Raw genomic sequence first — 19314 nt, forward strand, 5'->3', positions numbered from 1 at the left:
TAAGGAATCCCCGGCGAAGCGACAACCCTTTCGCAAGGATCACTCGCACCGGCCTGCTTGTGGAGCGGCAGGCTCTGCGCCAGATCGTAGAGCAACGTCAGGTAGCCTTGACTGGCAGATTGCAGTCCTCTGCCCCTGCCCCAACACCCAGGAGATGTAGTGAATGTTGATCTCGTAGTTGTCGGCTCCGGCTTTTTCGGCCTGACCATCGCTGAGCGGGCCGCAACCCAGCTGGGCCTCAAGGTAGCTGTGCTCGACCGACGTCACCACATTGGGGGTAACGCGTACAGCGAGAATGAGGCCCGCACCGGGATCGAGGTCCACCGGTACGGGGCACACCTCTTCCACACGTCCAACGAGCGCGTGTGGGACTACGTCCACAACTTCACGGAGTTCACGAACTACGTGCACAAGGTGTACACCCGCCACAAGGGCGAGGTGTATCCCATGCCGATCAACCTCGGCACCATCAATCAGTTCTTCCGCTCGGCCCTGGGCCCCGCGGAGGCGCGTGCGCTGATCCAGGAGCAGGCGGGGGAGCTCGCTGGTACGGACCCTAAGAACCTCAACGACAAGGGCATTCAGTTGATCGGCCGCCCGCTGTACGAGGCGTTCATCAAGCACTACACGGGCAAGCAGTGGCAGACCGACCCGAAGGACCTGCCAGCGGAGATCATCTCGCGGCTGCCCGTCCGGTACACGTACGACAACCGGTACTTCAACGACAAGTACGAGGGGCTTCCGGTCGACGGCTACACGGCGTGGATCGAGCGCATGGCCGACCACCCGAACATCGACGTCCATCTCGACACCGACTTCTTCGACGAGGGCCACGAGTACTCGCGTTCGTCGACGCTCGGCCAGGTCCCGGTCATCTACACCGGACCCGTGGACCGGTACTTCGACTTTGCGGAGGGGGATCTTTCCTGGCGGACCATCGACCTGGAGGAGGAAGTGCTGCAGGTCGAGGACTTCCAGGGATGCTCGGTCATGAACTACCCCGACGAGGACTCCGCGTTCACCCGCATCCACGAGTTCCGCCATTTCCACCCGGAGCGCGACTACACCAAGGACGCCACGGTGATCATGCGGGAGTACTCGCGCTTCGCCGAGAAGGGCGATGAACCGTACTACCCGATCAACACCTCTGACGACCGCGCGAAGCTGCAGGCCTACCGGGACCTGGCGAGAGGCGAGAAGTCCGTGCTGTTCGGCGGTCGCCTCGGAACCTACAAGTACCTCGACATGCATATGGCGATCGGTTCCGCACTGAGTATGTTCGACAACAAGATCACCCCGCACTTCACCGGCGGGCAGAATCTCGAGAGCGGCGGAGTAGACGCATGACGCAGATTTCAACGAGCACGACCGTGGCGGATCAAGTCGATGGCGAGGTCCCGCAGTGGCACACGCTGCAACGTGTTGTCCTACCTCAGCAGAACCAGATGGACACGGCTGGCCTCTATGTAGACACCGGAAGCGCATTCGGCACGCATCTGAATACGACGGATGGGACGACAGTAGATTCGTCGACCGGGGCCAACGACTCGACTCAGGATCTTCACGTCGAAGACTTCAGATCTAGGCGTTCCACCTCGGTTCGCCCGGGTGAGCGTGTGTCCTTCGGCACCTACTTCAACGCGTTCCCTGCCAGTTACTGGCGGAGGTGGACGAGTCTCCGCGAGGTACGTCTACAGGTCCGTACCGAGGGCTCCGGTGTGGTGACGGTGTACAAGTCGAACGCCCGAGGGGCACTGCAGCACGTGAAAACCGCGAGAGTGGATGGAACTGCAACCAGTTCTTTCGATCTATCCCTCCAGCCTTTCGGTGACGGCGGCTGGTACTGGTTCGATCTCGTGGCCGGTAACAAGAGCCTCGTCCTCCACGACGCCGACTGGCTGGCAAGCGGTGAAGGGCCTCGACGCGGCAGCATCACACTCGAGATCACAACCCTCAATAAGCCAGACTTCTGCCTCAACAACCTGCGCATATTGGCTGAAAATCCCGGTGCGATCGAAGACGTCCAGGAAATTCTGATCGTTGATCAGGGTACCCAGAAGGTGGCATCACAGCCCGGCTTCGACGCCGTGAAGGACGAGTTGGGTGCCAAGCTTCGAATTATCGACCAGGACAATCTGGGAGGTTCGGGCGGATTCGCCCGCGGCATGTACGAAGCAGTCGAGAACGGCAGCGACTACGCGCTCCTACTCGACGACGATGTCGTCATGGAGCCCGAGAGCATCCCGCGCCTGCTGTCCTTCGCAACGCACTGCAAGTCGCCGACCATCGTCGGCGGCCACATGTTCGACCTCTACAACCAGACCGTTCTCCATACCTTCGGTGAGATCGTTAACCCTTACCGGTTCCAGCCGGATCAGCCCGTCGCAGATCAAGTCCTCGGACACGACTTCGCACGCGCGAACCTCCGTCAGACTCCATGGCTGCACCGACGGATCGACGTCGACTACAACGGCTGGTGGATGTGTCTCATACCCACCGCCGTCATCCGCGACATCGGCCTATCCCTACCAATCTTCATCAAATGGGATGACGCCGAGTACGGCCTTCGCGCGAAGAAGGCCGGCTATCCCACGGTATCCATGCCCGGCGCGGCGGTTTGGCACGTGTCGTGGATCGATAAGGACGACATGGTCGGCTGGCAAGCCTACTTCCACACCCGCAATCGGATGGTCGCCGCCCTCTTGCACAGCCCCTACGAACGTGGGGGACGCGTGGTGCGGGAATCGGGTTACTCGGACGTCAAGCACCTCGTGTCCATGCAGTATCACACAGCACGCGGGCGCGTCATGGCTATGAGCGACGTGCTCAAAGGTCCGGACCAGCTGCACGAGATCCTTGCCACCAAGTTGCCGGAGATCCGCGCAATGGCCAAGGGATATCCGGACGCGCAGCTCGAGTCAGACCCTGACACCTTCCCAACGCCGAAGATGGACAAGCCGCCGCGGCACGGCCAGGGCTTTAAGGCGCCGTCCTACAAGACCCTCGTGCCGTGGGCGGTGAAAACGATCGTCCGACAGCTCAGTATGCCCGTGTCGTCCTCGAGCGAAAAGCGCCCGCAGGCGTCCATCGCGCACCAGGACAACAAGTGGTGGCGAATGTCGCAGTACGACAGCGCCATTGTCTCCAACGCCGAGGGAACCGGGGCGTCCTGGTATCGGCGTAATCCTCGGGAAATGCGCACGCTGCTAGCCGAGGCTGCTCGCCTCAATGCGGAAATTCTCCGTCGCTGGCCGAGTCTGCGTGAGCAGTACCGCGATGCGTTGGAAGAGATCACCTCCTTTGAATCATGGAAGAAGACCTTTGAGTCCCACTCGTCAAAAGACCAGTGAAGTGACCAGCATCGAGATGACCACACCGGGCTTCGGCGGTGGTCTGCGGGATGTGCTGCGTTCGCGTTACCTTCTGCGGCTACTGGTCGCGAAGGAGTTGAAGGTGCGGTACCGGGGATCCGTTCTCGGTCTCCTATGGTCCTACGTGAAACCCGGCGTACAGTTCGTCGTGTTCTGGTTTGCGCTCGGGATATTTCTCGGCATGAATCGCAACACCGAGAATTACCCGATCTACCTGTTCTCAGGCATCGTCCTCATCAACTATTTCAATGAAGCACTTGGTAACGCCGCACGGTCGATCGTGGGCAATGGCGGGCTGATCAAGAAAATCTACCTTCCGCGTGAACTGTTCCCGGTCGCGTCGGTCTGGGTCTCCGCCGTCCACTTCGTTCCCCAACTGATCGTGCTGCTCATAGCCTGTTTCATCGGCGGGTGGTCGCCCGGTTTCGTGCACATTGCCGCAGCCGTGGCGGGCTTTCTCATCGTTACTCTCCTTGCGGTGGGGCTCGGCCTCTTCTTCGGGGCAGTCAACGTCTATTTCCGCGATTCCGAGAACTTCGTCGACATGCTCTTGATGATCGCCACTTGGGCGTCGCCCGTCCTCTACTCCTGGATCATGGTGCGAGACGGCTTGATCGACGCTTTCGGAGCTGCCACAGGACAGGTGCTCCTCACCATCTACCAGACGAATCCGTTGACCATCGCGGTCGAATTGTTCCACTTCGCCTTCTGGATGCCGACGACAACCGCGCCACGCACCGACCCGCTCCTGGCGGTCCCCCCGAACCTGCTCGACGTCTGGACTCCGATCGGGCTGGGTATCGCCCTCGTGGTGATCATTGCGGGCCAATTCACCTTCCGGCGCCTTGAGGGCCGATTCGCACAGGAGTTGTAGGACCAGTGGCCATCGCAGTCGACGTGCAGTCGATCTCCAAGCAGTTCGTCCTCCGGCACACCCGGTCCATCAAGGAGGCCTTCGTCTGGATCATGAAAGGGCGGAAGGGCGACCTGTCCCAGAAGTTCCACGCCCTCGATGCTGTCTCCCTTCAGGTGGATCAGGGCGAGGCGGTCGCCTTGCTGGGGCTCAACGGGTCCGGCAAGTCCACGCTGCTCAAGCACATCTCGGGTGTCATGCTTCCCGACTCGGGCGTCGTGCGGACGCGAGGAAGGGTCGCGGGTCTGATCGAGGTCGGCGCCGGCTTCCATCCCGACCTGAGCGGTCGCGACAACGTGTTCCTGAACGGTGCCATCCTCGGCATGACGCAGGACCAGATCGACGAACGCTTCGAGAGCATTCTCGAGTTCTCCGAGATCGGGCAGTTCATCGATACCGAGGTGAAGTTCTACTCCTCGGGCATGTACCTCCGGCTGGCGTTTTCCGTCGCCATCCACACCGATCCGGAAATCTTCCTCATCGACGAGATCCTCGCTGTGGGAGATGAGCCCTTCCAGAAGAAATGCCTGGAGAAGATCAAGGAACTGGGGGCGGCGGGCAAGACCCTCGTCGTCGTGAGCCATGACCTGGACCTCGTGTCCAAGGTCTGTCGACGAGGCATCCTTCTGGAACACGGGAGGGTGGTGTTCGACGGATCGGTCGAGGACGCCGTGGCAAGACTGAGGAGTCATCATTAGGGCGAGGACCAAAGGCGAGTGCCGGTCCCGATGAGCTGGGCCGACGCGACCCCTGTTGCAGCGGCGATGCTCGCCTGCCTGTTCCTGCCCGGACTCGCCGTGGCGATGGTCGGCCGATTGCGGGGACTGGCGGCGATCGCCTTGGCGCCGGCTCTGTCTCTCGGGCTGGGAGGCGTCGGCGCCCTGGCTCTCGGCTTCATAGCTGTCCCGTGGAGTCTCTGGAGCTACCTGGGCTTCTCCGCCGTGGCGGTCCTCGTACTCGCGATCCTGGTCCGGGTGCCTCTCGGAGGGCGTCGTCCTCCCCCTGGGGGAGACAGTACTTCCGCGTCCGATGCCGATGAGGCCCGAGAAGCGCGCGGGCTGGGCGCGCTGCGCGGCGCTGCCCCGTTCATCGGCGTCCTCATGGCGGGCGTGGTCAGTTTTGCGCCGCTGCGGGACGGGATGAGGAAACCGGACTTCCCCGCACTGACCTGGGATTCCGTCTTCCATCATAGTGCCGTCCGGTACATCATCGAGACGGGAAACGGGTCGAGCCTCGACCTCGGAGGCGTGTCGACGACGACCGACAAACCACGGTTCTACCCGGGGGCATGGCACGATTTGGTCAGCTTGACGGTCGGCCAGTTCCCCATCACGGTCAGCCTCAATGTTGCGGCCCTCCTGATGGCGTGCGTCGTCTGGCCACTGTCCATGGCCTATCTGGCGCGGGTTGCCTTCCCCCGACTGATCTGGATGCCGCTGCTCGCACCGGTCGTCGCTTCCGGTTTCGTCGCTTTTCCCGCCCGCATGATCTCCTATGGGACGGTGTGGCCCGCAGCGATGGGGACGGCACTAGTGCCTGCGCTCATCGCGCTGATCCTCATGGTCACCGCCCCGGGAGCAACCCGTGCGAGCAGGGTCCACCTGTCCCTACTGCTGGTGGTCGCTCTTGCAGGCGCGACCCTATGCCATCCCACCGCACCCATTGCGGCTGTCTTCCTCTCCCTGCCTATCCTCGTCTACCGGTACGCGGCGATAGTGGCCGCAACTGTCGAACGGGGCACGAAGAACCGAGCAGCAGCACTTATTGCAGTCCCGGTGTTCGGCATCGCGCTGGCTTGTGTTGCCGTTATGATCGTCCCCCGCATACGGTCTGTTTTCTTCTTCAAGACGGATGCGGTAGGTCCAGCAACCGATGCCGTTGGCGCCGCGATCTTTGACACGATGCTGATGCCTCTCGGCCACGGGAACTCCGAGCCGTTCTGGATCGGCGGTCTTCTCGCTCTCGCCGGCGTCGTCATGACGCTTGCGCTTCGGGAGTACCGTTGGGCATCTGCCAGTTGGGCGATCAGTATCGTGCTCTACACAGTCGCAGCGGGAGAGGAGACAGTTCTTCGTCCGTTGGTCGGACTCTGGTATTCCGACCCGGTGAGACTCGGAGGGCTGGTCCCGATCTTCACCTCGTTGTTGGCCTCGTACGCGGTGCTTCGCACCATCGATGCCTTGGTATCGCTGGTTGCGCGTTCGCGGACTGAACTACGCCGCCCCGCAGTCGCTCCCGCGATGTCGTTGGTCCTTCTCGTCGGCATTGCAGCGCCGCTGTACCCGCAGACGGACAGCCTGAGGACCAACGAGCGAACCGACCGCTTGTCGGCGGACTACTGGCAGCACCTCGAGTGGGACGGCGGGATCGCAAGCCTCGCCGAACTGGAGTTCATCGAGCGAATCAGCGCCGAATTGCCCGATGATGCCGTGGTGCTGGGAGATCCAACCTCCGGCGCGGCGCTCGTCTACTCCTTGGGGAAAACAGAAACCCTCTTCAGGACGATGTCCGGATCCCGGGATGCGGACGCGCGGTATCTCGGCAGGCATTTCAACGACATCGACACGGACCCGCGGATCTGTCGATTGCTGACCGAGTACGGAGTGACCCATTTCTACGACGACGACAGCCGCTACCTCCCCGATATCGTGCACCGCAAAGACATGGAGGGCCTGACCACCATAGGCGTCGCTCCCGAAACCCTCCAATTGATCGACGACAGCGGTGACGGAGCGAGGATCTACGAGATCGAGGCATGCGGACCGTGATGCGTCACTCGTGATCAGGCAGCGGGGGCTGGCTTAACAACCTATAAGCTTGAGCGGGACCAACGGGAGACCGCCAGACGCGAACATGAAAGGCCTTACGTGAAGATTGTCGTCATTGCCCTGGGTAAGATCGGGCTTCCGCTGGCGGTGCAGTTCGCTTCGAAGGGGCACGAGGTTGTCGGGGTGGACGTGAACCCGACCATCGTGAACGCCGTCAACGAAGGAACGGAACCGTTTCCCGGTGAAGCGCACCTGCAGGAGAAGTTGTCCGAGCTGGTGCCGGCCGGAAGGCTCCGGGCAACGACCGACTACGCCGACGCCGTGCCAGGAGCGGACGCCGTCGTCCTGGTGGTCCCGCTCTTCGTGGACGCCGACGCCAAGCCTGACTTCGGCTGGATGGACGCGGCAACCGCTGAACTGGCCCAGCACCTCACGCCGGGCACCCTGGTGTCGTACGAGACGACGCTCCCGGTGGGCACGACCCGCGATCGGTGGAAGCCGGCGCTCGAGGCAGGAAGCGGTCTCGTCGAGGGGAAGGACTTCCACCTCGTCTTCTCTCCCGAGCGGGTCCTGACCGGCCGGGTGTTCGAGGACCTGCGCAAGTACCCCAAGCTGGTCGGAGGTCTCTCGCCCGCAGGCGCGAAGCTCGCCGTCGAGTTCTACGAAGCCGTTCTGGACTTCGACGACCGCCCGGACCTGCAGCGCGGAAACGGTGTGTGGGACCTCGGATCGGCGGAGGCGTCCGAACTGGCCAAGCTCGCGGAAACGACCTATCGCGACGTGAACATCGGGCTCGCCAACCAGTTCGCCCGTTACGCCGCGACGGTCGGCATCGACATCTACCAGGTCATCGATGCGTCCAACTCGCAGCCCTACAGTCACATCCACCAGCCCGGCATCGCCGTCGGTGGACACTGCATCCCCGTCTACCCGCGGCTCTATCTCTGGAACGACCCGGCCGCCACGGTCGTGCGCGCGGCGCGCGAAGCCAACGCCGGGATGCCCGACTACACGATCGGGCTGCTCGAGGGTGCCCACGGATCGCTCGAGGGAGAACGCGTGGTGGTTCTCGGCGCGGCCTACCGCGGGGGAGTCAAGGAGACGGCCTTCTCGGGAGTCTTCGCCGCCGTCGATGCGCTGACCTCGCGCGGGGCGACAGCCCTGGTCCACGACCCGATGTACACGGACGAGGAACTCGAGAAGCTCGGATTCGCGCCGTACCACCTCGGGGACCCCGTGGACGCCGCCGTGGTCCAGGCCAATCACGCGGAGTACGTCTCCCTGGCGCCGGCCGACCTTCCCGGTGTCAGGACGTTCATCGACGGTCGGCGGGTGAGCAGCGCCGAACAGTGGACCGGCGTGACCTACCGTGTGATCGGCAAGGCTTGAGCCGCCGACCCGCCCGGGTCCTGGAAGACGGCGCGCGGGTTGCTCCGCGGCACGAAGAGATAGGAAGCGAAGCGACGTGAGCTACATAGCTGAGACGGCCGATGTCTCGCCCGACGCCGTCATCGGGCAGGGATCGAAGATCTGGCACCTCGCCCAGGTCCGGGAGGACGCGCTCCTGGGCGAGAACTGCATCGTAGGACGCGGGGCCTACGTGGGCACCGGTGTCCGGATCGGCGCCAACTCCAAGATCCAGAACTACGCACTCGTGTACGAGCCGGCAGTGCTGGGGGACGGCGTCTTCATCGGTCCGGCCGTGGTTCTCACGAACGACACCTACCCACGGTCTATCACTCCTGACGGAGAGCTGAAGAGTGCCCACGACTGGGTTCCCGTCGGCGTGACGATCGAACGGGGTGCGGCCATCGGCGCCCGCGCGGTCTGCGTGGCTCCCGTCACGATCGGGGCCTGGGCGACCGTCGCCGCCGGCGCCGTCGTCACGAAGGATGTCCCCCCGCATGCGCTCGTGGCCGGCGTCCCCGCCAGGCGGATCGCGTGGGTGGGCCGGGCGGGTCAGCCGCTGCGCGCCGAGGGCGACCTGTGGGTCTGCCCCCAGACCGGGGAACGGTACCAGGAAAACGACGAAACTCTGACACGAGTAGAGGTAGACGCATGAGCAAGGAATTCATCCCGGCGGCGAAGCCGATCGTCGGGGACGAGGAACGGAAGGCCGTCGACGCCGTGCTGCTGTCCGGCATGCTCGCGCAGGGGGCCGAGGTCGCCGCCTTCGAGAAGGAGTTCTCGGAGGTCCTCCTCGACGGCCGGAGTGCCGTCGCCGTGAACTCCGGTACGGCAGGTCTGCATCTCGGACTCCTGGCGGCCGGGATCGGTCCCGGGGACGAGGTCATCGTCCCATCCTTCACCTTCGCGGCGACGGCCAACTCCGTCGCGCTCACCGGAGCCACCCCCGTCTTCGCGGACATCGAACTCGATCATTACGCGCTCGACGTCGAGCACGTCGCCGGGCTCATCACGGAGAAGACCAAGGGCATCATGCCGGTCCACCTCTACGGGCACCCGGCAGACGTCGTCGCGCTCCGCGCCCTCGCCGACCAGCACGGCATAGCGCTCTTCGAGGACGCGGCCCAGGCCCACGGGGCGTCGTTCGCCGGGCGACAGGTCGGCACGTTCGGTGACTTCGCCATGTTCTCCCTCTACCCGACGAAGAACATGACCTCGGGAGAGGGCGGCATGGTGTCCACCGGCGATCCCGAGATCGAACGCCGCCTCCGGTTGCTGCGCAACCAGGGTATGGAGCGCCAGTACGAGAACGAGATCGTCGGGTTCAACGCCCGCATGACCAACCTGCACGCCGCGATCGGGAGGGTCCAGCTGACCAAGGTCGGCGGCTGGACGGCCCAGCGCCAGGCCAATGCGGCGTTCCTCACCGAGAACATCGACGGCGTGGAGACACCGAAGGTCGCCGACGGCGCGGTCCACGTCTACCACCAGTACACCGTGCGCATCGACGGGGACCGGGACGCGTTCGCCGCAGCCCTGAAGGACGAGTACAACATCGGGTCCGGGGTCTACTACCCCATCCCGAACCACCGGCTGCCCTCGTTCAGGCGCAGCGAGGACCTCCCTAACACGGAGATCGCCGCCCGGGAGGTCCTGTCCCTGCCGGTGCATCCGTCCCTGGACGACGAGGACCTCGACCGGATCGTCACCGCTGTCAACGCGCTGGCGAAGGCGGGGGCGTAGGACATGGCTGATCTGAGAGTCGGTCTCATCGGCCTGGGCATGATGGGCAGGCACCACGCCAGGGCCCTGAGGGAAGTCGACGGCCTCGAGCTCGTCGCCGTGGCGGACGCCTACGGGGACCCCCACAACGTGGGGGGCCGCCTGCCCCTGTGCGGTTCGATCGAGGAGCTCATCGATCAGGGCATCGACATGGCGGTCTGCGCGGTACCGACGGGCCTGCACGAGGCCGTCGGGCTGACCCTCGCGGCCGCCGGCGTCCACACGCTGGTGGAGAAGCCGATCGCCGACACCGTGGACGCCGGTCGCCGCCTGGTCGAGGCTTTCGAGAGTGCCGGTCTGGTCGGTGCGGTCGGACACATCGAGCGGTTCAATCCGGCGCTGCAGTCATTGCGCAGTCGGCTGGAGGCCGGTGACCTCGGCGAGGTCTACCAGATCGCGACCCGGAGGCAGGGGCCGTTCCCTGCGCGGATCGCCGACGTCGGTGTCGTGAAGGACCTCGGTACCCACGACATCGACCTCACGTCCTGGCTCGCGCAGTCGCCGTTCACCTCCGTCTCCGCTCGCACGAGCACCCGCTCGGGCCGGCCCCACGAGGACATGGTGACCGCCTCCGGACAGCTGGAGAACGGCGTCATCACAAGCCACCTCGTGAACTGGCTGTCGCCCATGAAGGAACGCCTCACGGTCGTCACGGGGGAGAAGGGCGCCTTCGTGGCCGACACGCTCACCGCGGACCTCACGTTCTACGAGAACGGGACCTTCACCACCGAGTGGGAGGCCGTGTCCAACTTCAGGGGCGTCTCGGAGGGGAACATCACCCGTCTGGCCCTGACCAAGCGGGAGCCCCTGCGCTCTGAGCTCGAGGCATTCCGAGACGCTGCTCTCGGTGGCGCCGACAACACGGTGACGATGCGCGACGGACTCGCCACGCTCAGGGTCGCCGAGGCGATGATCGAGGCGGCGAACAGCAACTCGACGATCGGGCTGTCTGCGTGGCGCTGAAGGTTCTCGTCGCGACCCGACTCTATCCACCGGAGGTCGGCGCCGCGGCCTTCCGGCTTGAAGCTCTCGTCCGCGGTCTGAGGGAGTGCGGGGCCGAGGTCACGGTGCTGACCACCCGGCCTCCCGGTCAGGCCGTGGCGGCGACTCCCTTTGTGAAACGGTGGCCCGTGCTGCGCGACAGCGGCGGGAACGTCCGCGGATACGTGCAGTACATGAGCTTCGACGTCCCGCTCTTCTTCAGGCTCCTCGCCCATCGGGCCGACGTCGTGGTCGCCGAACCGCCGCCGACGACGGGACTCATGGTGGCTGCATCGTCGATGCTGCGGCGGCGCCCCTACGTCTACTACGCCGCGGATATCTGGACCGATGCCCTCGCCGCAACGGGTGCTCCCGCTCCGATCGTAAAGCTGATGGCGCGTCTCGAGGGGATCGCCCTGCGGCGGTCGGAGAAGGTCATCGCCATCTCGGGCGGGGTGGCCGAGCAGACCCGGCAGTTCGATGTCGACCCCGGCCAGGTGGCCGTCGTCGGCAATGGCGTGAACACCGATGTCTTCTCCGCCGAGGGGCCCATGGCCGCGCCCGGTTACCGCTACTTCGTCTACACCGGCACCATGTCCGAGTGGCAGGGTGCCGAGATCTTCATCGATGCGATGGCCCTGGTCCTCGAGCGCTTCCCCGACGCCAGGCTCCATTTTTTCGGTCAGGGGTCAGCGGAGGCTGCCCTGCGCGCCCGGGCGCACGAGCTCGCCCCCGAACGCGTCACCTTCAACGGCGTCGTGCCCCCGGCGGAGGCGGCCCGCTGGCTACGTGGTGCTACGGCCGCTCTGGTGAGCATTGTGCCCGGCCAGGGCTACGATTTTGCGAAACCCACCAAGATCTACGCCGCTGCGGCCTGCGGGACCCCCGTCGTCTACGCGGGGGTCGGTGACGGCGCACAAATGGTCACGGAGAACGGTCTTGGGGCAGCGAGCAGCTACTCTGCTACCGATGTCGCGGAGACGATGACGCGCTTCCTCGAGGAGACGGATCATCAACGCGCGGAGCGCTCCACATGGGCCGAGGAGAATGCTTCGTTGCGCCTGTCGGGACGACGCGCTGCACAGGTGATCCTCAGCGCTGTTCCAGCAGCGCGCTGACCACCGCGTCTGCTGCTTCTCCGGTGCCGTAGGGCGCCGCCGTCGTGGGGTCCGGGGTCGGGCGCTGCACGACGGAGGCGAGGGAGGTGAGGTCTTCCGAGACCAGCACATTCCAGCCCAGCTCCACGGTCTCGACCCATTCGGTCTCCGGCCGGATCGTGGTGCACGGAACCCGCAGGAGGAACGCCTCCTTCTGCAGTCCCCCCGAGTCGGTGATCACTCCCGCACTGTTCATGACGGCGTTGATCAGTTGCGGATAGGCCAGGGGGGAGGCAACGCGGATGGCTCCGGTCTCGAGATCGAGACCGTGCCGTCGCGCGAGGTCGACCAGCCGGGGGTGCGCGAGCAGGACGACCGGCTTGTCCAGTGACGCCAGGGAGTGCACGATCTGCTTCAGCCGCTCCGGGTCATCGGTGTTGTCCGGGCGATGGATTGTGCTGACGTAGTAGTCGCCGGACTCCACACTGCTCGGCAGCGGTTCGTTGCGCGACTGCACGGCTGTCCGGGTCCTGAAGAGCACATCCGTCATGACGTCCCCCACCAGGACACTGCGATCCGCCAGGCCTTCGGTGGCGAGGTGCTGCATCGCGACCGTCGTGGGCGCGAGCAGCAGATCCGAGGCGTGGTCGGTGAGGACCCGATTGTGCTCCTCGGGCATCCGGCGGTTGAAGGACCGCAGGCCGGCCTCGAGATGCGCGAGCGGGACATGGATCTTCACGGCCGCGACGGCGGCGGCGAGCGTCGAGTTGGTGTCTCCGTAGACGAGCACCCAGTCCGGCCGCACTTCCTCGAAGATCTCCTCGAGCCCGCCGAGCATGGCTCCGGTCTGCTTCCCGTGCTTCCCCGACCCGACGCCCAGGTTGTAGTCCGGGGCCGGGATGCCGAGATCCGTGAAGAAGACGTCGGACATCATCTCGTCGTAGTGCTGTCCCGTGTGCACGATCAGGTGCTCGGCCTTTCCTCTCATTGCTTGGGCGATGGGGGCGAGTTTCACGAACTGGGGACGGGCACCGACAACACTCAAAATACGCATGGTCTCAATCTTAGCGTTGGGCAGGAGCGTTCCTGCGCCGCCTTGACCTGCATTGGAATGCGCGGCCGAGGCTGAGCTGCAAGCCATTCACCGAGCTCGCTGGAGTTCGGGAGGGGCGGAAACCGACGGCGCGGGATCGGAAGAGCGCCAGACAGGGAGCAACCGACGGGCGGATCATCATCCACAGCAATTATGGGTTCGATGGTGGATGTCGACGACCCGCACTCCTATCGCGTCAAAGGTTCTGTGCTCTGGGCACGAGGCGTTCAATGGACAGTTCCCTGTGAAAGGCGGTGCAGTATGCCTCGCACAACGGCGTCGTCGGTGTCCGAACTCAACAGGGGTGCCGCCCGGTCTGCATTCTGTTTGAACTCGGCGACCTGTTCAGCTGTCAGTTCGGCGAGTGCGGCCTTCAGTGATTCAGCACCGAAGTCGGTGGCGATCCTCCCTAGATCGAACTGTCGGATCAGACGTGCGATCTCCTCCGAGGGGCCGAAGACCATGCCGAGGCGCGCCTGCACGAAATCGAAGAACTTGTTCGGAAGGGCTAGCCGCTGGTTCGTCGTTGCAGGCGGAAGTTGGTAGACACCGATATCGAAGGCGTTGAGCGTTGCGGGCAGGGCGCTGGGGGGTACAGGCGGATGGAAAGTGATTCGTTCGCAATCACCCGCCAGCTGTTTCAATTTCGCCAGATAGCGACCACCGTCGCGCGCTTCCACGAGGAAAAGGTCGAGGGTGAACCGGTCATCGAGCTCCTTCACTGCGCCGATGATGCTTTCGATGTTCCGTCCTGGCACCGCTCCACCACTGTGGACGAGCCGAATTTTGTCAGCAGCGAGTGGTGTTGGAGTTAGTCGGGCATCGGGAAGGGAGTTGCGGACCACTTCGGTGTGCAGTCCGAATTGCTGATCGTACAGGTCCGCGATGGCCTGATTGACGGTGGTGACAGCGTCGGTTCTCGGAAGATAAGTGCGGCAAACGAAGCGCATGTGGGGCGCGACAAGAATGCGCCAGGATAATATCTGAGTGCGCTCCTCTGGCGCCCACTCGTGCATGTCACCCCAAATCGGCGCTCCCTTGGAGACTTTATGAGCAAGCGGGAGGGCCCTTGCCTCATTCGCGATGACGAGGTCGAACTGTCGACCTTCGAGCAAGCGCAGAGCGGCTTCGACCGCCGGTGCAGTGAGTTCGACGGAGCGGTGTCGCCTGATCGCCAACCGGGCCACGCCTCCCAGCGTCTGCGGCAGGGAAGGGAGGGCCGCGTCGATCTCGAGATGTTCGTGCACACCGGCAGGGGCTTGTCCGTAGCCGACAGTCGTCACTTCGCCGGCTTCGAACAGTAGTCTCAATTGGCGGAGGACACGGGAGTCCGCGGAGATATTCGAGAAGGAGATGCATAGTATTCGGAGCGCCATTCGTCAGTGCCCCAACTCAATTGCGATATTCATGATTCCAGCGTACTTGGTCTGGCACTGCAGCCGCAGGGGGCACTTCGTGGCAGCCCCTATGCGATACTGGACAGGTGAGTCGTACCTGGATTGTGATCCCGCTGTTCAACGAGGCCTCTATCATCGGCTCAGTGGTCGAGGAGCTTCTGCTGACGTTCCCCAACGTCGTCTGCGTGGACGACGGCAGCACGGACGCATCCGCCGATGCCGCGGGTCGTGCCGGGGCGATCGTTGTGGAGCACCCGGTAAATCTGGGCCAAGGCGCCGCACTCCAGACCGGGATTGAGTACGCGCTTCAGGATCCACAGATGACGAGTGTCGTGACCTTCGACGCCGACGGTCAGCATCGGGTGACCGACGCAGCGGCAATGGTGGGAAGAGTCGAATCAGGTGAGGCCGACGTGGTCCTCGGTTCTCGGTTCTTGGACTCACGCACGCAGATCGGGCCGCTGAAGCGGTTGGTGTTGCGAACCGCCGCCCTGCAGATACGGTGGAGTACAGGGCTCCCATTGACGGACGCCCACAACGGTTTACGCGCTTTTGATCGGCACGTCGCGAGCCATATTCAGATTACGCAGAACCGAATGGCACACGCCTCGGAGTTGATCGAGATGATTTCGGCGATGAAACCACGGTGGACCGAACACCCCGTCGAAATCATCTACACCGAGTATTCGAAGTCCAAAGGGCAATCCCTTCTCAATTCCGTCAACATCGTGGCGGACCTGCTTTTTAGGTAATAATCATGCTAATTGTTGTTCAAATCGTGCTCGTGCTCGTCGTCATAGGATTTTCGCTCGTCCTGATCCGGGGAGGATCGAACGCGAAACACATGGCAGTCCGCAGGATCATGATCCTTCTGTTCGCCGTCGCCGCCGTGTTGTCGATTTTCTTTCCATCGCTCCTGACATGGCTCGCTCAACTTGTCGGAGTCGGTCGTGGAACAGACCTCATGCTCTACGCCTTCATCGTCTCCTTTCTGGTGTACATGTCAACGACGCATCAGCGGTTCCGTTTGATGGAGATGACGCTCACAAAGCTGTCGCGCCGCATAGCCCTTGACGAGGCCGCGAGACCTTGGGAAGGCAGGGCGGGTTCGAGGATGAACGATGGCAGATCCTGAATCAATGGAGGCCGCGCTTCGGGCGACCTCTGCGGACATCAAAGTGGTGCACGTCAACGACTGCGCCTTTTACGCCGAGCGCCTCCTGACCGTAGCATCCGAGCAACAACTTCCCTGGAGCTTTTACCCCCGGGCTGTCGCAGACTACTCGGTATCGGGTCTCGGTGGCCGCTTACGATACGCAATGGACGGTGCCCGCTGGCTGGCTGGCCTGTCCCGACGGACGATGACTGCGGATCTCTTGCATATCCATTCGGGCGGAACGACGAAGCATACGAAGTTCGTTCCGAAGAACTATGTCCTGACGCTCCACGGTACTGATATACGCACTCTTCAGTACGACGCGCGTTGGCGGAAGACCATTCTTGACGGTGTACGCAAGGCGGCGGCGGTCATGTACACCACCCCTGACCTTCGGGAGCACATCCTGCCTCACCGGCCCGATGCGGTGTATCTGCCCGTTTCGATCGACCTCGGCCGATTGCCCGAGCCGACAGTCGAGAGGAAAGGTAAGCCGAGGGTATTCTTCGTGTCGCGTTGGGACGACTCGAAGAATGCGAGCGCCCAGCTGGAGATAGCGACTGAACTGCTGAAGCTACGAGGTGAGGCGTTCGATGTCGTCGGCCTGGACTGGGGGCCGACCGCACACGCGGCCGAGAGAGCCGGCGTACAGCTCGTCCCGAGGATGAGCCATCCGGAGTACCTCGCATTCATCAACGCATCGGACGTCGCGGTGGGACAATCCGCTGGCATCCTTGCTGCAAGCGAGCTGGAGGCCATGGCGCTCGGGGTGCCACTCTATATTGGCCTGACTGCGGGGCTGTATCCGTCGGACATCCCGGTGGGGCACGAGGCCAGCAGGTCTCCGCGCGCGATGGCCGAACTCATCGCGTCGGAGTTGCCCGACCGGGCGGTGCTGATGCGGCGTGGTAGTGCCGGTAGGCAATGGATCAAACAGCACCATGACCCCGTGAGAAGCGTTGAGCGCCTTCGAGAGATCTATGCTGCCGCAGTGAAGAGCTCGGGGCCATAACTCTGGTGACGCCCTGCGAGAGGCGTGCGGCTGAGTTGGTGCCCGACTGCAGCGTGGTCTTGATGGTAGCTGTTGGTTGGGCTAGCTTGTGATCGCTGCGACGCCTCGGGTCTGACGTCCTTCCCGAACGTCGGGCAGCCCGTCAGAAAGGGGTCAGTTGGAGCGCTTGACCTTGCCGTTGTCCTTCCGCATATGCGTCCAAATGCATTGAAGACAGGCCGCGGTCGCCTGGTTTTTCCGGGGAGATTCTTCCGATATGTGGCGCCGTCGTCGGTCTCGCCGCGGGTAACCTGGTGATGCTGTGAGCGGGAGGAACGCCCGTACCGGGGACCAGGCCCGATCGTCGGTCTTCCTCGCTGAGATTGCCGTCATCTACGTCCAAAGGACTCGACGTAAGGTCAGGGGTATCCAACGAAATCGGGGTGCCAGCCCGAGGAGGCCTTGCGGGTTCTGAGTTCCTCGGAAATCAGTTGAGGCCGGCCAGCTGTGCCTGATGGGCGAAATCTGGCACGGCAGCGACTACTTGATCGAAAGTTCCCTGCGCCACGATCCGACCATCGTGCATGAAGAAAACGATGTCTGCCGATCGGATCGTCGAGAGGCGGTGGGCGACCGTGATGACGGTGACCTCACCGTGAAGCTCACGAATGGCGGTAGTGACGGCAGCCTCGGTTGCCGTATCGAGGGCGCTTGTCGCTTCGTCCATCACCAGCACGTCGGGTTCGTTGTATAAAGCACGGGCTATCCCGAGGCGCTGGCGCTGCCCGCCAGAGAGAGCAAGACCGCGCTCGGCAATCAGGGCATCCCGCCCGCCCTCGCGGTTCATCACGACGTCGTACATCTGGGCCCGGCGCAGGGCCGCCTCCACTTTAAGGTGGTCGACCTTGTCCGGATCCCAGGTCAGCGCCACATTCTGACCGACCGTGGCGTCGAAGAGGGACACGTCCTGGGGAATGTACCCGATACGCTTGCGCCAGGATTTCATTACCCGGTCCATGCGCTCGGAGTCCACCTCGACGTGACCCGTGGTGGGTTTGAGTAGACCGAGAAGAATGTCGACGATCGTTGACTTGCCTGCCCCAGACGAGCCAACGAAGGCCACATGGCTACCCGCAGGAATCGTTGCATTGATTTCGCGTAGCGCAGGATGCCCTGCACCGGGATAGGTGAAAGAGACGTTATGAAGAACGATGTCGACCCGATCAGAACTGAGGTCGTGCTGCGGGTGTTCTCTCGAGGTTTCCGCCAGTAGTTCTTCACTTTCCCGGATGTCAGTCACCACCTGCTGCGCGAAGGCAGAGTTTGAGTTAACCTGCGACTGCACCGCTTGGAGTCGAGTGAGGGAAGGAACCAGCCTGAAGCCTGCGACGGCGAACAGGCCGACTGCGCTGACGGCGCCCTCGGTGCCCCCAGTAGCGAACCCTACCCCTCCGACGAGAACGAAGCCGACTATCAGAGCGGACTCGAGCACGTACCGGGGAACCTGGGCGAGAAAAACGGAATTGGCCCGTGCGGTTGAACTGTGGCTCCGTGTCTCGTGGACCTGCGCACGAACCTCCGAGGCGCGATCGGCCAAAGTGATCTCCTTCAGTGCTCCAAGAGCCTCGGTCAGGATCTTGACGGTCTTCGCGGACCAGGTCAGATTCCTCTGGCCCATGCGCACAGACATGGGTGAAATGACCCGCGCAAGGAGCAGCGCAACGAGTGCAAGATAGACGATGCTGACGACCGCGATGACCGGTTGAGCAACAACCAGCACGACGCCGACTGCGATGAGCGTCCCTATTTCACCGAACAACGTCATCGCCGGGATGAGCACACCTGCTACCGAAAGACCGACTCCGACGTCGACGGTTCTGACGAGCTCGCTCGAGTTCTTCTGCAAGCGTCTCTCCCACGGCGAGGAAAGATAAGACGCCAGAAGCCGGTCCCCGATGGCCACCTCGTGCTTCGCGAACCGCGCGGTCGCGGACCGCAAGATCACCACGGCGAAGACTCCTTTGGCGACAACCAAAGCGCACGCAATGCCCAGCAGGGTCAGCAGTTTACTCTGGCTGGAGACGCTTCCGATTACAGGCAGTTCGACGGACGCGCCTCCGACCAGGGACGGAAGGAGAACCGCGATGAGTCCAAGCGAGACGATGTCCAGCAGGGAGAGGCAGGCCGTCGCGGCTCCGTAACCGATGAGGAATCTGCGGCTTCCGGCAGGAAGCGTCTTGAGGAGAGGTCGAAGAGTTGCGAGGAGATTATTCATTCTGTGCTTCAGCTTACTAGAAGCAGCTCTTCCGCTTCCCTGGACTAGAAGTGGCAGTACCCCTTCCCGCGATACGGCATGTT

The 19314-nt window shown here is 63.4% G+C and carries 16 protein-coding genes; 13 read left to right on the forward strand and 3 right to left on the reverse strand.

Annotated elements, in window-relative coordinates; genetic code table 11:
• Positions 1-159: 159 nt before the first annotated feature.
• The 10 genes from glf (at position 160) to ACX80F_RS01825 (ending at position 12340) form a co-directional block, all read left to right on the forward strand.
• Positions 160-1347, forward strand: a complete 1188-nt coding sequence (gene glf, locus ACX80F_RS01780) for a UDP-galactopyranose mutase (protein WP_459334663.1) — start codon at positions 160-162, stop codon at positions 1345-1347.
• Complete coding sequence (locus ACX80F_RS01785; RefSeq protein ID WP_459334664.1) at positions 1344-3350, forward strand: glycosyltransferase; 2007 nt, start codon at positions 1344-1346, stop codon at positions 3348-3350. The genes glf and ACX80F_RS01785 overlap by 4 nt, the downstream gene beginning before the upstream one ends.
• Before the next feature lie 16 nt (positions 3351-3366).
• Positions 3367-4245, forward strand: coding sequence for an ABC transporter permease (locus tag ACX80F_RS01790; RefSeq protein WP_459334944.1), 879 nt, complete (start codon positions 3367-3369; stop codon positions 4243-4245).
• A gap of 5 nt (positions 4246-4250) precedes the next feature.
• Positions 4251-4982 carry an ABC transporter ATP-binding protein gene (locus tag ACX80F_RS01795; RefSeq protein WP_459334665.1) on the forward strand — a complete coding sequence of 244 codons (732 nt, stop codon included), beginning with the start codon at positions 4251-4253 and terminating at the stop codon, positions 4980-4982.
• Between the two features lie 30 nt (positions 4983-5012).
• A complete protein-coding gene (locus ACX80F_RS01800; RefSeq protein ID WP_459334666.1) occupies positions 5013-7052 on the forward strand; it encodes a DUF6541 family protein in 2040 nt (679 codons plus the stop codon).
• Positions 7053-7151: 99 nt separating this feature from the next.
• Entirely contained in the window at positions 7152-8441 is a 1290-nt protein-coding gene (locus ACX80F_RS01805) for a nucleotide sugar dehydrogenase (protein ID WP_459334667.1), read from the forward strand.
• 76 nt (positions 8442-8517) lie between these two features.
• The gene (locus tag ACX80F_RS01810; RefSeq protein WP_459334668.1) at positions 8518-9114 is read left to right on the forward strand and encodes an acyltransferase; all 597 of its coding nucleotides are present in this window, start codon (positions 8518-8520) and stop codon (positions 9112-9114) included.
• The gene (locus ACX80F_RS01815; RefSeq protein WP_459334669.1) at positions 9111-10202 is read left to right on the forward strand and encodes a DegT/DnrJ/EryC1/StrS family aminotransferase; all 1092 of its coding nucleotides are present in this window, start codon (positions 9111-9113) and stop codon (positions 10200-10202) included. Before ACX80F_RS01810 ends, ACX80F_RS01815 begins: the two co-directional genes overlap by 4 nt.
• Positions 10203-10205: 3 nt before the next feature.
• Complete coding sequence (locus tag ACX80F_RS01820) at positions 10206-11204, forward strand: Gfo/Idh/MocA family oxidoreductase (protein ID WP_459334670.1); 999 nt, start codon at positions 10206-10208, stop codon at positions 11202-11204.
• A complete protein-coding gene (locus tag ACX80F_RS01825) occupies positions 11195-12340 on the forward strand; it encodes a glycosyltransferase family 4 protein (RefSeq protein ID WP_459334671.1) in 1146 nt (381 codons plus the stop codon). Before ACX80F_RS01820 ends, ACX80F_RS01825 begins: the two co-directional genes overlap by 10 nt.
• Here ACX80F_RS01825 and wecB read toward each other — a convergent pair.
• On the reverse strand, positions 12315-13373 hold the full coding sequence (wecB, locus tag ACX80F_RS01830) for a non-hydrolyzing UDP-N-acetylglucosamine 2-epimerase (protein WP_459334672.1): 1059 nt from the start codon (positions 13371-13373) through the stop codon (positions 12315-12317). The two genes, ACX80F_RS01825 and wecB, sit on opposite strands and share 26 nt — an antisense overlap.
• 266 nt (positions 13374-13639) lie before the next feature.
• Positions 13640-14695, reverse strand: a complete 1056-nt coding sequence (locus tag ACX80F_RS01835) for a glycosyltransferase family protein (RefSeq protein WP_459334673.1) — start codon at positions 14693-14695, stop codon at positions 13640-13642.
• Positions 14696-14895: 200 nt separating this feature from the next.
• Here ACX80F_RS01835 and ACX80F_RS01840 point away from each other — a divergent pair, with 200 nt between their 5' ends.
• From ACX80F_RS01840 to ACX80F_RS01850, 3 genes are read left to right on the forward strand one after another with little or no spacing between them, the layout of a single operon-like run.
• The gene (locus ACX80F_RS01840; RefSeq protein ID WP_459334674.1) at positions 14896-15561 is read left to right on the forward strand and encodes a glycosyltransferase family 2 protein; all 666 of its coding nucleotides are present in this window, start codon (positions 14896-14898) and stop codon (positions 15559-15561) included.
• A 5-nt stretch (positions 15562-15566) separates the two neighbouring features.
• The gene (locus tag ACX80F_RS01845) at positions 15567-15944 is read left to right on the forward strand and encodes a DUF2304 family protein (protein WP_459334675.1); all 378 of its coding nucleotides are present in this window, start codon (positions 15567-15569) and stop codon (positions 15942-15944) included.
• Positions 15931-16977: a glycosyltransferase family 4 protein gene (locus ACX80F_RS01850; RefSeq protein ID WP_459334676.1), complete on the forward strand. Its 1047-nt coding sequence runs from the start codon at positions 15931-15933 to the stop codon at positions 16975-16977. The genes ACX80F_RS01845 and ACX80F_RS01850 overlap by 14 nt, the downstream gene beginning before the upstream one ends.
• 466 nt (positions 16978-17443) lie before the next feature.
• Here ACX80F_RS01850 and ACX80F_RS01855 read toward each other — a convergent pair whose 3' ends face one another.
• A complete protein-coding gene (locus ACX80F_RS01855; protein WP_459334677.1) occupies positions 17444-19231 on the reverse strand; it encodes an ABC transporter ATP-binding protein in 1788 nt (595 codons plus the stop codon).
• Between the last annotated feature and the right edge of the window lie 83 nt (positions 19232-19314).

This window comes from Arthrobacter sp. TMS2-4 (assembly GCF_054511075.1).